At 49.1% G+C, this 14,034-nt stretch carries 12 protein-coding genes; 8 read left to right on the top strand and 4 right to left on the bottom strand.

The features are described from left to right. Positions 1–89: 89 nt before the first annotated feature. The 7 genes from MHI48_RS02080 to MHI48_RS02110 all read left to right on the top strand — a co-directional run bounded on the left by MHI48_RS02080 (position 90) and on the right by MHI48_RS02110 (position 8,251). Positions 90–1,913, top strand: coding sequence for a sensor histidine kinase (locus tag MHI48_RS02080; protein WP_076329717.1), 1,824 nt, complete (start codon positions 90–92; stop codon positions 1,911–1,913). A 5-nt stretch (positions 1,914–1,918) separates the two neighbouring features. After that, a complete protein-coding gene (locus MHI48_RS02085; RefSeq protein ID WP_047840401.1) occupies positions 1,919–2,686 on the top strand; it encodes a response regulator in 768 nt (255 codons plus the stop codon). 103 nt (positions 2,687–2,789) lie between these two features. Next, positions 2,790–4,085, top strand: coding sequence for a sugar ABC transporter substrate-binding protein (locus tag MHI48_RS02090; protein ID WP_076329718.1), 1,296 nt, complete (start codon positions 2,790–2,792; stop codon positions 4,083–4,085). Between the two features lie 30 nt (positions 4,086–4,115). Next, on the top strand, positions 4,116–4,826 hold the full coding sequence (locus MHI48_RS02095) for a hypothetical protein (RefSeq protein ID WP_076329719.1): 711 nt from the start codon (positions 4,116–4,118) through the stop codon (positions 4,824–4,826). 275 nt (positions 4,827–5,101) lie between these two features. Then, positions 5,102–6,016 carry a carbohydrate ABC transporter permease gene (locus MHI48_RS02100; protein WP_076329720.1) on the top strand — a complete coding sequence of 305 codons (915 nt, stop codon included), beginning with the start codon at positions 5,102–5,104 and terminating at the stop codon, positions 6,014–6,016. Further along, positions 6,000–6,854, top strand: a complete 855-nt coding sequence (locus MHI48_RS02105; RefSeq protein WP_405142855.1) for a carbohydrate ABC transporter permease — start codon at positions 6,000–6,002, stop codon at positions 6,852–6,854. Before MHI48_RS02100 ends, MHI48_RS02105 begins: the two co-directional genes overlap by 17 nt. 59 nt (positions 6,855–6,913) lie before the next feature. Next, positions 6,914–8,251 carry an FAD-dependent oxidoreductase gene (locus MHI48_RS02110; protein WP_143781517.1) on the top strand — a complete coding sequence of 446 codons (1,338 nt, stop codon included), beginning with the start codon at positions 6,914–6,916 and terminating at the stop codon, positions 8,249–8,251. A 438-nt stretch (positions 8,252–8,689) separates the two neighbouring features. Here the strand turns inward: MHI48_RS02110 and MHI48_RS02115 are convergent, their stop codons facing one another. From MHI48_RS02115 to MHI48_RS02130, 4 genes are all read right to left on the bottom strand, one after another. Next, entirely contained in the window at positions 8,690–9,340 is a 651-nt protein-coding gene (locus tag MHI48_RS02115) for an amino acid ABC transporter permease (RefSeq protein ID WP_017691038.1), read from the bottom strand. Positions 9,341–9,451: 111 nt separating this feature from the next. Further along, a complete protein-coding gene (locus MHI48_RS02120) occupies positions 9,452–10,174 on the bottom strand; it encodes an amino acid ABC transporter permease (protein ID WP_076329722.1) in 723 nt (240 codons plus the stop codon). Between the two features lie 101 nt (positions 10,175–10,275). Continuing rightward, positions 10,276–11,106, bottom strand: a complete 831-nt coding sequence (locus MHI48_RS02125) for a transporter substrate-binding domain-containing protein (RefSeq protein ID WP_036673119.1) — start codon at positions 11,104–11,106, stop codon at positions 10,276–10,278. Positions 11,107–11,146: 40 nt separating this feature from the next. Further along, on the bottom strand, positions 11,147–11,875 hold the full coding sequence (locus MHI48_RS02130; protein ID WP_051449904.1) for an amino acid ABC transporter ATP-binding protein: 729 nt from the start codon (positions 11,873–11,875) through the stop codon (positions 11,147–11,149). A gap of 480 nt (positions 11,876–12,355) precedes the next feature. On the opposite strand from MHI48_RS02130, the gene MHI48_RS02135 reads away from it, so the two are divergent. Then, positions 12,356–13,969, top strand: coding sequence for a glycoside hydrolase family 28 protein (locus MHI48_RS02135; RefSeq protein WP_083677588.1), 1,614 nt, complete (start codon positions 12,356–12,358; stop codon positions 13,967–13,969). The last annotated feature ends 65 nt before the right edge of the window (positions 13,970–14,034 follow it).

The raw sequence follows: 14,034 nt of genomic DNA on the forward strand, positions 1-14,034 counted from the left end.
TAAAACTGGATATGATGACCCCAGTTATATCCAGATTGATCTGTGAAGGGGGCTCATACAATGATCGGGAGAGGGAGGGATGAACGGAAATGATGGACAAGGTACGCATTTTTTTCGGAAAAAATGTAAACCTGCGCACCAAGTTGCTCCTGTTGTTCCTGGCGCTGACGTTGCTGCCGCTAAGTTTGCAGGGAATGATGAACTACAAGCATTTCTCGCAGACGATGGATCGCAAGACCGAGCAGTTCACCATTGAACTGGTTCGCCAGATTAACGCCAATCTGAATCGGCTGCTGAAGGACTATGAGCGGTTGTCGCTCTTGCCGCTTTACGATCAGATGGTGCTTGGCATTCTAGGGAAATACAACGCTTCAATGGGGTCGGGAACATGGGCGAGGTCGGAGGATTATCTGAAAATGAAGCTTTACACATCGGGTCAAGCTTATGACCGGCCCGAGATTCGGGGAATTCACCTGATCAGCAACAGCGGCATTTTGTTCTCCAATCTCGATTCACTGGCGGTCAAGCCGGTATGGGACAGCAGGCAGGATGACTGGTTTACAGAACTTAACGACTCCGAAGGGACATGGCGCCTGCTTCCTCCGCATGAACCCGGCTATTACACGGGCGGTCAGCAAGAATCGTATATATCGGTGGGCAGAGTGCTTCGAGATCCGGGAACGCTCCAGCGATTGGGTTACATTTTGATTGACATCCGTCTGGAGGCCTTCGGCGAACTGTTATCCAATCTGAATTATGAGCAAGATGCAAGCCTGATGATTGTAGACAGCAAGCAGCGTCTGCTGTTCGAACGGACCTCAATCGGAGGAATGTCTGCGTACGACCAGTTGCTAATGCAGGGACAGCTTCAAAGCTATGCAGGAAACCAAAAAGTTGTTCTGGATGGGCAGCCCTATCTCTATGTACAACACCATTCCAGCTATTCTGGGCTTTCGGTGATCAGTCTTACACCTATTGCTGTGATTCAAAAGGAGTCGGGTGAGATGCTCACCTTCACAATATGGTTCGCAGTGTTGTGTATGGCGGGTATAGCGATTCTGGCGGTTCTTTTATCCTATCGCATCACCCGGCCACTGATTCGACTGAAGCACCACATGATTCGGGTGGAGCAGGGAGATTTTAGCCAGCGTGTAGCATACTTCAGCAGTGATGAATTCGGGCAGATAAGCCGGGGCTTTAACCGCATGATGGAAGAGATTCATCGACTGTTCAATGAGGTGTTTCTGCTGGGCATTCAAGAGCGGGAGGCAGAGTTGTCAGCGTTGCAAAGCCAGATGAATCCCCATTTTATATACAACACGCTGGAGTCCATTAACATGATGGCCATTCGCCAGAAGCATGCAGAGGTGTCGGACATGGTGACAGCGCTTGGCAAGCTGCTGCGTTATACGATTGATAAGGTGGACCGGATGGTTCCACTTGGGGAAGAACTGGCTTTTGTGCAATCCTATGTACGCATTCAGCAGGTACGTTACGACGGTAAGTTAGAGATTATCTATGACATCGAAGAAGGGATAACCGAGTATTTGATTCCCAAGCTGGTACTGCAACCGCTGGTGGAGAATGCAGTCTACCATGGCATTGAAGGGCAGGAAAATGGAGGAGTAATCTGGGTATCTGCCTTAAAATTCGACCAGGAGCTGCTGATTAGTGTACGAGACAACGGTAAGGGTATGACTCAGGCAAAGATGGACGAGTTAAATGAGTCCATATCAAAACAACCTTCCAATGAGGCATTACGTTGCCATGCCGGGGACAGTCTGGGGCTTAACAATATCGCCCAAAGGCTTCGCATCATGTATGGAGAAGGCGGCAGCCTAAGCATTGATGGAAGTCCCGGGCAGGGACTGGTGGTCACGATATCGATTCAACTTCTACCGAAAGGGGATTGAAGTGCATGTATAAAGTATTGCTTGTAGAGGATGAGACGGTCATCCGTCAGGGACTGAGGGAACTGATCGTACAAGTGTCTTCTCAGTTTCAGGTAACGGGCGAAGCATCGAGCGGTACCGAGGCGCTGGATTTTCTGAGATGTGAGGTGCCGGATGTGTTAATCACGGATATCCGCATGCGTGAAATGGACGGACTAACTTTGGTAAGCAAAGCAAGAGACATGTACCCTGAATTGCTAATGCTCATCATTAGCGGCTACGGCGAGTTTGAATATGCACGCAGAGCGATGGAGTTCGGGGTGTTGAACTACCTGTTGAAGCCAATCGATCGTTATGAACTGGCATTATGCATACAAAAGATTCAATTGCTACTGGATCGCAGATACGGTATTTCAACCCTTTCTATCCCTGAGCCATCTGGGAAAACAGAACAAGCTGCTGGAGATACACGGAAGATTATCCGAGATGTGAAGGAGCACATCAAGCAACATCCCGATGGAGATCTGCGACTTCAGACGATAGCCGATCTTGTTAACTTGAACCCTACTTATTTAAGCCAATTGTTCAAGAATGAAATAGGCATCAATTATTCCGAATACATCACAGAGGCACGTATGGAGCGGGCCAAGTGGTTGCTGATCAACACGGGTCTCAAAATCTATGATGTGGCACGGTTATCCGGGCATCAGAGCCCCAAACACTTCATGTTGGTGTTCAAGCAGCAGGTGGGATGGACCGCGGGAGAATATCGAGACCGATTCAGTATCTCTTGAAAAACCATACCATTTCTGTAGTTGACGTGATTTAAGGGGGAACGATGCTTTCGTTATACTTTGGTTGCACATGTATACCACGACGTCCATAAGGGGGATTTACATGAAAAAAGCAGGACTGATACTGGTTTTTATATTCATGATGATGGCTTCAATCGCGTGCGCAAGCTCCAATTCTAACAGTGAATCTGGGAGTGCAAGCGGAGAGAATGGAGAGGTCGAGCTGAAGTTCATGATGTGGGGCAATCAGGCGCATATGGATGTATACAACAAGTTGATCGATGACTTCACAAAGGAAAATCCAGGCATCAAAGTAACGATGGAATCCGTACCTTTCGCAGAATACCAGCAAAAAATTTCGGTGCTTGCCGCCGGAGGCTCTCTTCCCGATCTCGCCTGGGTATCGGAGCGAATGGTGCCGCAATTCAAGTCCAACAACATTCTGGCCGATGTATCTAAGTTTAAAGATGATGCACAGTTTAAGCTGGATGATTATATTCCAAGTACATTGGATTTGTTCCGTGATGGCGATCAACTGCTGGGATTACCTTTTTCTACACCTCCGGTGGTCATGTTTTACAATAAAACGCTGTTCGACCAAGCCGGCCTGACTGATCCAAACACACTTGCCACCCAAGGACAATGGACATGGGAACAGTTCGAAGAGTCTGCCAAAGCCATTACCAGCAAGGATGCGACCAACCGAGTCTATGGCGCCAACTTTTTTCGCGACTGGAAGACCTGGGCGGTGCTTTCCTCTTACTCCTGGTCCAATGGAAGTGGACCATTCGACGAAGGCATGACAACGTTCACCTGGAACGATGCCTATGGCGTACAGACCTTTGAATTACTGGAACGCATGATGTTCACCGATGAATCACACCCGAAGGCGGGCGAACAGGTCAGCTTTGATGCCGGTAATGTGGGCATGTTCTTTGATAATTACAGCTATGTTTCCAAAGCAAGGGAGATTACGGATTTTGAATGGAGCATCGCTCCTATGCCTTCCGGTTCTCAAGGCAGTGTGCCGATGCTGGGGCAGGCCGGATATGCCATGTTCAACGACAGCAAACATCCAGAGGAAACGAAGAAACTGTTGAAGTATTTTGCCAGTGAGCAGGGGATTCAGGCGACAGCCACCTACTTTGTACCTCCGCGTACCTCTGTTCTGAACTCAGATGCATTCATTCTCCAGCCGAATAACCCGAGCAAAGAGCATATCGTGCAGGCGGTCATTGATGAAATGCCAAAAGCGCGCTTAATTCCCGGTCATATCCGCTGGCAGGATATCGACAATGCGGTATTGCAGGGATTTGACCGACTATTTGCAAAGACAGTGACAGCTGAGGATAACCTGAAACAAATGCAGGAAGAGATCCAAAGCGTGTTGCAACCCTAAGTCATTTGATCGAAACCGGAGGTGAGAACAATGGGCAATTTCAAAGAATTACTTGAACGGAAACCGCTGTCGCTGGTGGTCAGCCTGCCTGAGAATGATATTGCTTTGGCACGGGCAGCTATGGAAGAGGGCGCTGATGCACTGAAGGTACATTATAATGTTGGTCATCGCGCCAGCGGGAATCATTTTGGTCCATTGGACATGTACGCCGAGGTGTTTCGGGCGATCCGCAGTGAGTTTGGTGGTCCACTGGGAGTGGTACCTTCTGGCAGTATTGATGGAGCAAGGCGAGAGGATGTGGAGAGGCTTTCCGGACTGGGTTTTGATTTCTATTCCATCTATGCACATCACTTGCCATCTTTCATGCTGAGTGACTTGGGGCTGGACCCAACGTTTGCGATCAATGAGGAATATGATGCTTCCCTCGTAACATCGGCAGCGCACTTCGGCTTCACCGCTCTGGAGGCATCCATTGTACCTGGAAAAGAATATGGTACACCGCTGAGCTTCGCGGATGTACTCAAGTATCGCCGTCTGGTCTTGCAAGCCCAGGTACCGGTATTGGTTCCTTCCCAGCGAAAGCTGGTGCGGGAGGATGTTCGGGTGCTGCGCGATACCGGGGTAAAGGCGATCATGCTTGGGGCGGTCGTGACAGGCAACACAGAGGAACAGCTACGAAGGGCTGTGAACGGGTTCCGCAATGCGGTGGACAGTCTGAACCGTCCGGACTATATAAGTTGAACTAAAGAATATTTACACTTGCCACTCCGATACCAGAACAACCTTCCGATCGCTGTTATCCCCAGATTTTTTTGAATCCCATATATAAAGGGGAAATCCGGGGATAAGCATATGCTTCCGATGCAGCTTTCTTCCAGAAAGCTTTTAGGCGACCACTTCGCTTCTTCAGGTTTTTTCTGTCCTCTACGTTCTTGTGTAAATGTATAGTTCACCTTATATAGAATCGTCGCAGAGTTCAGCTTCGGAGGAAATTTGATTAAAAGGGGGAGGCCTGATTGACCCATTCACGCAAGCGCAAAAGAGGGGGGCCGCTCGCCAGAGAGGCCCAGATCGCAGGTTGGCTGTTTGTATCGCCGATGGTGCTTGGGTTTACCCTGCTGCTGTTATTTCCCATGGGTCTCGCGTTATACATGAGTCTAACCGATTGGCCGCTGCTGGGGGATCATCATTTTATTGGATTGGATAATTACCGGAATATCATGACAGACGCGATGTTCTGGAAAGTGCTCGCCAATACGGTTTATTTCACAGCGGGGCTGGTGCCGCTTAATATTGTGCTCGCCCTACTGCTCGCGTTGCTGCTATCCAGAAATCTGCGGGGTATCGGAATTTTCCGAACAGCGATCTTTGTTCCGGTCATGACCTCGTTGATCGTATGGGCCATCGTGTGGAAGCTGATGTATGCGACAGAGTCTGGATTGATTAATCAGCTTCTGTTGATGCTGGGCATCAAAGGTCCGGCCTGGCTTTACAATCAGGATCTGGCAATGCCAGCGATTATCGTGACAAGTGTGCTGAAAAATGTCGGTCTGAATATGGTGCTGTTCATTGCAGCGATACAGCAGGTACCGCGTTCACTATACGAAGCAGCAACATTAGACGGGGCGGGCAAAAGGGGAACCTTCTTTCACGTCACGCTGCCCATGATCACGCCAACCGTGTTTTTGACCGTAGTCATGACCGTGATTGGTTCACTCAAAGTATTCGGGCAGATCTATGTGATGACACAGGGCGGGCCGAGCAACAGCACCAAGGTATTGGTTTATTATATCTGGGAAAAAGCATTCAAATTATTTCAGTTTGGTTATGCTTCTGCTCTCGCATATGTACTGTTCTTTATCGTGCTAATTCTGACGCTGCTGCAATGGCAGCTCCGAAAGAGGTGGGTATTCAATGAAGGCGATGCCTAGTCCTTCGGGGCGGAAGATAGGAAGTACTCTGGGGACGTACTTGTTGCTGACTCTGATTTCCCTCATTATGATTGTGCCATTTATTTGGATGATATCGACATCATTCAAGGAACCCCAGAGCATATTCACCTATCCACCGCAGTGGATACCGGATACTTTCCGATTTCAGAACTATATCGATGTCTTTCGATTGATTCCGTTTCACCGTTTTTATTGGAACAGTATCTACATTTCTGCGTTGGTTGTGCTAGGAACAGTATTTTTTGCTTCCCTCGCCGGTTACGCATTCGCCAAAATTCCGTTTAAAGGACGTAATGTGGTATTTCTCATCCTGCTGAGTGCGATGATGATTCCCCATGAGGTGACGGCGATTCCGATGTTTCTGTTCATGCGGCAGCTGGGGTGGATTGATACCCACCTTCCGCTGATATTATTGCCGATCTTTGGCGCGGGTGGTGTGTTTGGCATCTTTGTGATGCGGCAGTTCTTCATTACGGTGCCAACGGAGCTGGAGGAAGCGGCGATGATGGACGGCTGCAACCGATTCCGGATATATGCGCGAATTATGCTGCCCATTGCCAAGCCGGGTATGGCTACGCTGACGATCTTCACGTTTGTGACGATCTGGAATGAGTTTTTTGATCCGTTGATCTTCATTAACTCGAGTGATCTAATGACGCTTCCGCTTGGATTATCCCTGTTTACAGATGAAGTGGGTACAGCCTGGCAATATCTGATGAGCGCCACCGTCATGGCAACCTTGCCGCTGTTAATTGTTTTTTTCCTGGCACAGCGGCGCTTTATTGAGGGGGTTGCCATGACGGGACTGAAAGAATAAGCCGTGTAATACGTGCAATAGAACGGAAGGAGGGACAACATTTGCGTGAACGGATGAGCATGAAAAAGGAAGAAGCAGATGTCGTTATTGTGGGAGGGGGCCCTGCGGGTATAGCGGCAGCCATTGCGGCTGGACGACAGGGTATACGAACAGTGCTGGTGGAGCGATATGGATTCGTTGGCGGGATGTCAACTGCCGCTATGGTTTATCCCTGGATGACTTTCCATACGGAGCGCGGTGAGCAGGTTATTAAAGGTATTGCGCAGGAGATTGTGGATCGTTTGCAGGTATGTGGCGGCTCCCCGGGGCATCTGCGCGATACGGTTGGATTTGTGCATACTGTCACGCCGTACCATCCAGCCATCTTTCAGGTGGTTGCAGCAGAGATGTTGCAGGAGGCTGGTGTCCGGCTGTTATTGCACAGCTTTGTGGACGAGGTGGTCGTTGTAGAGGATCGGGTGGAAGCGGTGCGAGTGACCAACAAATCTGGAAGAAAGGAGTTCCAGGCGAATGTATTTGTGGATGCAAGCGGTGATGCGGATCTGGCTTATCTTGCGGGTGCTTCTGTGGCAAAAGGACGAGACGGCGACCATCAGTCACAGCCAATGACCATGAAATTCCGCATGCGTGGTGTCGATCTTGGACGAGTGAAACAATACATGCTGGAGCACCCGGAGGACTTCTATGTGAAAACTCCCTTTGCTGAACTGGACAGCATTCCGTTAACCGGGGTGAGTGGTTTCTATTCCCAGTGGAAAAAAGCAGATGTGCCGATTAATCGCGACCAGGTGTTGTTTTTTACCGGACCGGCAGAGGATGAAGTGCTGATTAATTGTACCCGGGTGCAGGGGCTCGATGCGACGGATGCCGAGGATCTGACCTCTGCGGAGCAGGAAGGCCGGAAACAGGTGCTGATGATCGCTGAGTTTTTGCAGCGTGATGTGCCTGGATTCGAACGGGCTTCGATCTCGGCAGTAGCGCCGCAGATTGGTATTCGTGAATCGAGACGGATCATTGGGCAGTATGCATTGACACAAGCGGATGTAGTTGCAGGACGGAAATTTGACGATGTGATTGCCAGAAGTGGTTATCCGATTGATATTCATGACCCTTCGGGTCAAGGTGTTGTGGCTGCCTTTATAGAGGGGGATGGGGCGTACGATATTCCGTATCGCTGTCTGATCTCTCGCAATATCCGCAATCTGCTGGCGGCAGGACGCTGCATCTCCACCACACATGAGGCGCATGCAACGACAAGGTTGACTCCAAGCTGTATGGCTACCGGGGAGGCCGCAGGAACAGCTGCTGCACTCACAGTGAAGATGAAGCTGGACCCGGTTGATCTGCCAATCGAGCTGTTACAGGCGGAATTACGTCACAACGGAGCGGCGATCTAGCGAATGAGCTGATTGTGGACGAATTGGGTGAATCGGGTGAATCATTAATAGTGGGAGTGGGTGTTTATTTAATTCGCGGTGGTGTAAATTTTAACGAACCTGAGACGTCTAATTCCGGGCTATAAGCTGAAATGAAAAATGTAACGAATCTCAGTGAAGCTATTTTACTCCAAACGCTTAAATAGGGGGTAAAAGCGGGATGAATCGAAAGAATAGAGCGTCTACGATTCGTTAGATTAGAAACTATCCCCAAAATAGCTAAATAAGCTTCCCTCAGTTCGTTAGAAATTGGTAGGAAGCTCGTGAATTGATGAGCATAATTGTAGCCCCAAAGACTCCAAATCCACTGCATAGCATAGGTGAATTTAGAGTTTTTGGGGCGTTCTCATTCTTTTCATCTATTAGGTTTTTTCCTTCATGCCTTATTCTCTCCGATTATCAATTCATCCGTGCCTCAAGTCGCCTTGCGACAATGGACAGCGCGTAGTTGATGACAAAATACAATACGGCTGCGAGCAGCAGGGCCGGGATAATGTAATCGAAACTTTGACCGCCAAGGATCTGCACGTTGTGCATCAGCTCCGGCAGAGAGATGATGATCGCCAGTGAAGTATCCTTCAGGAGTGAGATGAATTGGCTTACCATCGGCGGGGACATGCGGCGTAGCGCCTGTGGCATGATGATGCCACCGAGAGTCTGCATGTAACTCAAGCCCGAGGAGCGGGCAGCTTCCACCTGACCGCGCTCAACAGACTTCAGACCGCTACGGACGATCTCGGCGATCATCGCGCCTTCAAACAGACTCAGTCCAACAACTGTGGACCAGAAGACGGACATTTTAATCCCGAGCTGTGGAAGCACCATGTGGATGAAGAAAATGATGAGCAGCAGCGGCAGATTTCGGATCGTGTCCACGATCACTGCCACGATCTGTGACAGAACAGGGATACGGGTAAACCGGATCGTACCCAGCACAGTGCCGAGCACAAAGCTGAATATAATGGATAGCCCTGCTACCTGCAGGGTAATCAGGAATCCTTGAAGCAGGAAACGAAGGTTGGGCCACGCATAGGCCCCGCTAAAGTCCATATTTTATTAGCCTCCTTCTGTATGCAGGAATGAAATATCGAAGATCAATAGATGGGGCATGGACAAGCCGATATATTTCCCTAAAAATCTGCGCAGGTACAAGTCAATCTATTACATGGTAACCTGACCTGCCGGTTTGTTTTTCTTCGGTTTGCCTTTGGTACTGCGCGCTTCTGCATCACTCTGTCCAAACCTGCGCTCCATATAATGCACCAGGAAGCTGAGTGGTAGCGTCAGCACCAGATAGAACAGCGCAACAATGGTGTACACACTTAGCGGCTGGAACGTATCCGAGTTAACCAGGTCGGCAAAATACATAAGATCCATACCGGCGACAACGGCAAGAATGGATGAGTTTTTGACCAGGTTGATAAACTGGTTGCCGATGGACGGCAGTACAATCTTGATGGCCTGGGGCAGAATGATCAGGTTCATGGCCTGTACATAGGACAAACCTGAAGACCTTGCTGCTTCCAGTTGTCCACGCGGCACGGTCTGAATGCCCGCTCGGATTGCTTCGGCAATGAAAGCGGCGGTGTAGATGGTCAAACCCAGAGTACCGGAGACAAATCCATCCAGCGAGATGCCTAGTGCAGGCAGTCCAAGATAGAAGAAAAACACAACCAGTAACAATGGGATGTTTCGGATAAATTCCACAAAAGCCGTGCCGATCCAGTTCAGCGGTTTCACAGGGGATATCCGAAAGATAGCCAGGATCGCGCCAAGGACAAAGCTGCCAATGAGAGCCATAATGCTCACTTGAATCGTATTCAGGAATCCTTCCAGAAAACGATCCGAGTGTCGCATTAGTACGCTGAAATCCAATGTGCCCATATAGGCGAAGCCTCCGTTCTCCAGATGTAGAAACGGCGATTACGTCTGCTCATGCTTCGCATCCAGCAGACGAATTCGCCGCTTACCTATCTTAATTCGGGTTACTCGGGCTTCGCGCCCAGCCATTTCTCATGTAAAGTGTCATATTCCCCACTGTCTTTCATGCTTTTGAGCAGCGCGTTGACTTCCTCCACGAAGGCAGTGTCACCTTTGCGAATGGCCATACCATAAGGTTCGCTTGTGAAATTGCCACCAACCAATTGGAAGCTGTTATCCGTCTGTTGCATACCGATGAGGATGATGTTATCTGTGGTCAGCGCTTCGCCTTTACCTGCTTTGAGAGCAGTGAATGCATCCTGATAGTTATCGAATTCAAGCACCTCAGCATCCGGGGCTTTCTCGCGAATATTCTGAGCGGATGTGGAGCCTTTCACCGCGAGTACTTTTACCCCGCTGAGGCTTTCCAGGCCGGTAATCGCACTGTCGTTTTTCACCAGCAGGGATTGGCCTGCCTCGAAATAAACATCACTGAAATCTACTTGTTCCTTACGCTCATCCGTAATTGTCATCGTGGCGATGATGATGTCGATGTCTCCATTTTGCAGCATGGGAATACGCGTCTTGGAAGTGACCTCTTTCAGTTCGACCTTGGTCTCATCTCCAAGGATCTGTTTGGCGAGTGCTTTGGCGATATCAATATCGAATCCTTCAACGTTGCCACTTGCAGGATCTTTCAAGCCAAACAGCTTCGTATCGTATTTCACACCGGCGATGAGCTTGCCACGTTCCTTAATCCGCTCAATCGTGCCTTTCGCCTCGGCGTCACCACCACCGCTCGCTGAAGGTGTATCTGTACCTGTACTACAACCTGACAATACAAGGGAGAGAATGAGGACAAGCATAAATGATGGCCATTTCAATAATTTCTTCATGAATAAAAGACCCCTTTCAAAATGGAATAGTGGATTATTCTCAATGATGAATCAGACGGCTCAGGAATTGCTGTGCTCGTTCTTCTCTGGGGTTGTCAAAAAATTCTGCAGCGTTGGCCTCTTCAACAATTCGGCCTTCGTCCATGAAGATGACCCGGTCCGCAACTTCGCGGGCGAATCCCATCTCATGGGTAACGACGACCATGGTCATGCCATTATGGGCAAGGGAACGCATAACATCGAGGACTTCCCCGATCATCTCGGGATCAAGAGCAGAGGTAGGTTCGTCAAAAAGCATGATTTTGGGCTCCATGGCAAGTCCTCTGGCGATGGCTACCCGTTGTTGCTGTCCACCGGACAACTGGGAGGGATAACTGTCTGCTTTGTCGGCAATGCCCACCCGGGTCAGATACTTCATTGCTGTTGCGGCTGCCTGTTCTTTGGGTTGTTTGCGCACCTTCATGGGTGCAAGGGTAATGTTATCGATGACTTTTTTGTGAGGATAAAGATTGAAGTGTTGAAATACCATGCCGATGTCACGGCGGAAGAGGTTAATGTCCACCTTTTTCTGATGTAGAGGAATCCCACTGACGACAAGTTCACCTTCGGTAATGGTCTCCAGGCGGTTAATACAGCGGAGTAACGTGCTTTTGCCGGAGCCGGAAGGTCCGATAATGACGACAACCTCTCCTTCTTCAATGTGAAGATGGATATCCTTGAGGACATGAAAATGACCGAAATGTTTCTGGACACCCCTAAATTCAATCAAGAGTACACCCCATCCTTTCTGCAACGTCTGTGTGTAAAAGGAATAATAAGGAATAAATTGAAACTAGTTATTTAATCATACATAGTCATCCTGCTTATGGCAATTGGTTTGTGATAAAACATGACATAAGTAATGGGTTCCCTAGGGCTATAGCCAGAAAATATGTTATATATCTGTCATGTTATTAAACTCCTTGTGACGAATCCTGACAGAAAAATGAATCTATTCTCCTAGTTGCTTTCCAACCTTTGGAATAGTTGTATAGAGTATACTGAAAGTGATGTTTGATTTATGACTCTGATTAACAAAACAAATAGCATCAAGTTCCACGTGTACATGGCAAGAAAGCTCAACCCTACACGTCATGCCATTGATATGATGGAGCGAGAGAGCGTCCGTTTGAACGTAAGTAAGGAGAGTAAAAGCGATGTATTGATCCCATAACAATTCCATTACATGTAGAGAGGATGATTCTGCACGATGAATACATATCACTCCCCAATGTCGACAGGAGCAAGTGCCCAGTCCGATGTTCGAGCTTATGAAGCTAATTTGCCCGTCATTCCTGCTCAGGATTTTCAGCTTACAGATTATGGAGCTGTTGGAGACGGCGTAACAGATAATACGGAGATGTTCCGACTTGCCATCGCTTCATGTGCTGAAGCAGGAGGTGGGAGAATCGTAATTCCGGCCGGGGTATGGCTCACAGGCCCGATTGTAATGCGCAGCCGTATCGAACTACATGTGGAAGCAGGGGCACTGGTTACATTTAGCCGAGATTTTGATCAATACCCATTAATTGCATCAAGCTTCGAAGGCTGGCAGGTGGTACGTTGCCAATCCCCGATCGATGGTGATCAACTGGAGGATATTGCGATTACTGGTGAGGGGATATGGGATGGGGGCGGGGAGGCATGGCGTCCAGTAAAACGCTCTAAAATGACCACTTCACAATGGAACCAATTGGTCGCTTCTGGTGGTGTTGTAGAGCAATCCGGTGGAGATGAAGATATCTGGTGGCCTACCACAGCTGCACTTGAGGGCGGCACCATCGCGAATCGATTGCATCAGGAGCAGGTACGTGATGTCGCTGCCTATGAAGAAGTCAGAGACTTTTTACGTCCCAACATGGTCAGTTTACGGAGATGCAAACGGGTACTGCTGGACGGTCCAACGTTTCAGAACTCGCCTGCATGGAATCTGCACCCCTGGGCATCTGAGCATGTCACCATTCGTAACGTGAGAGTGCGGAATCCGTGGTTTTCTCAGAATGGAGATGGGCTGGACGTTGAATCCTGCCGTCATGTGGTGGTGGAGAATAGTGTATTCGATGTCGGTGATGATGCGATCTGTCTGAAATCAGGCAAGGATGCCGAAGGCCGTGAACTGGGTCTTCCATCGGAGTTCATCACCATTCGGGATTGCACGGTGTATCACGGTCATGGCGGGTTTGTAATTGGCAGTGAAATGTCCGGTGGTGTGCGGCATGTGCGTGTGTCGGATTGTACGTTTATCGGAACGGACATTGGACTTCGCTTCAAAAGCGCACGTGGGCGCGGCGGAGTGGTTGAGGACATTCAGATTGAGCGCATATATATGAAAGATATCATTATGGAAGCGATCTCGTTTTCCTTTTTCTATGCAAATCAGGAAGGGTCTGCCCGGGGCAGTGATCTATCTCAGGAGATTAGCGAAGAGACGCCAGTGTTCCGAGATATTCGAATATCGGATGTGGTCTGTGCCGGTGCCGACACTGCGTTGCTTGTGAGTGGATTGCCGGAACAGCCTTTGGATGGGGTGATCATCCAGCGTTACAACGTGCAAGCTCGCAGTGGTATCCAATGTGCTCATGCAAAACATCTGCATATCGCTGAATTGCAGGCGCAGATCACTGAAGGTCCGCTGGTTCATTTGCACCAGTGCAAAGGGGCAGAATTAGAGAGCATTCAGGGCAAAGGTGCAGATGGCCGACTTCTGATGGTGACCGGACACGAGTCCGCAGGCATTGTATGTCGTGAAGGCGATGCTGACACAGACGGTCGTCAGATATCTGTGGGTCCCGAGGTACGAAGTGGTGTGATCATTCGCAGGTAAAAGCTATGTAATAAGGTTTATACAAGTTGGTCCAATTCAGCCGTAGTGGTGCAGCCTATAGATCC

The organism is Paenibacillus sp. FSL H7-0942 (assembly GCF_045040715.1).
Taxonomy (GTDB): Bacteria; Bacillota; Bacilli; order Paenibacillales; family Paenibacillaceae; genus Paenibacillus; species Paenibacillus amylolyticus.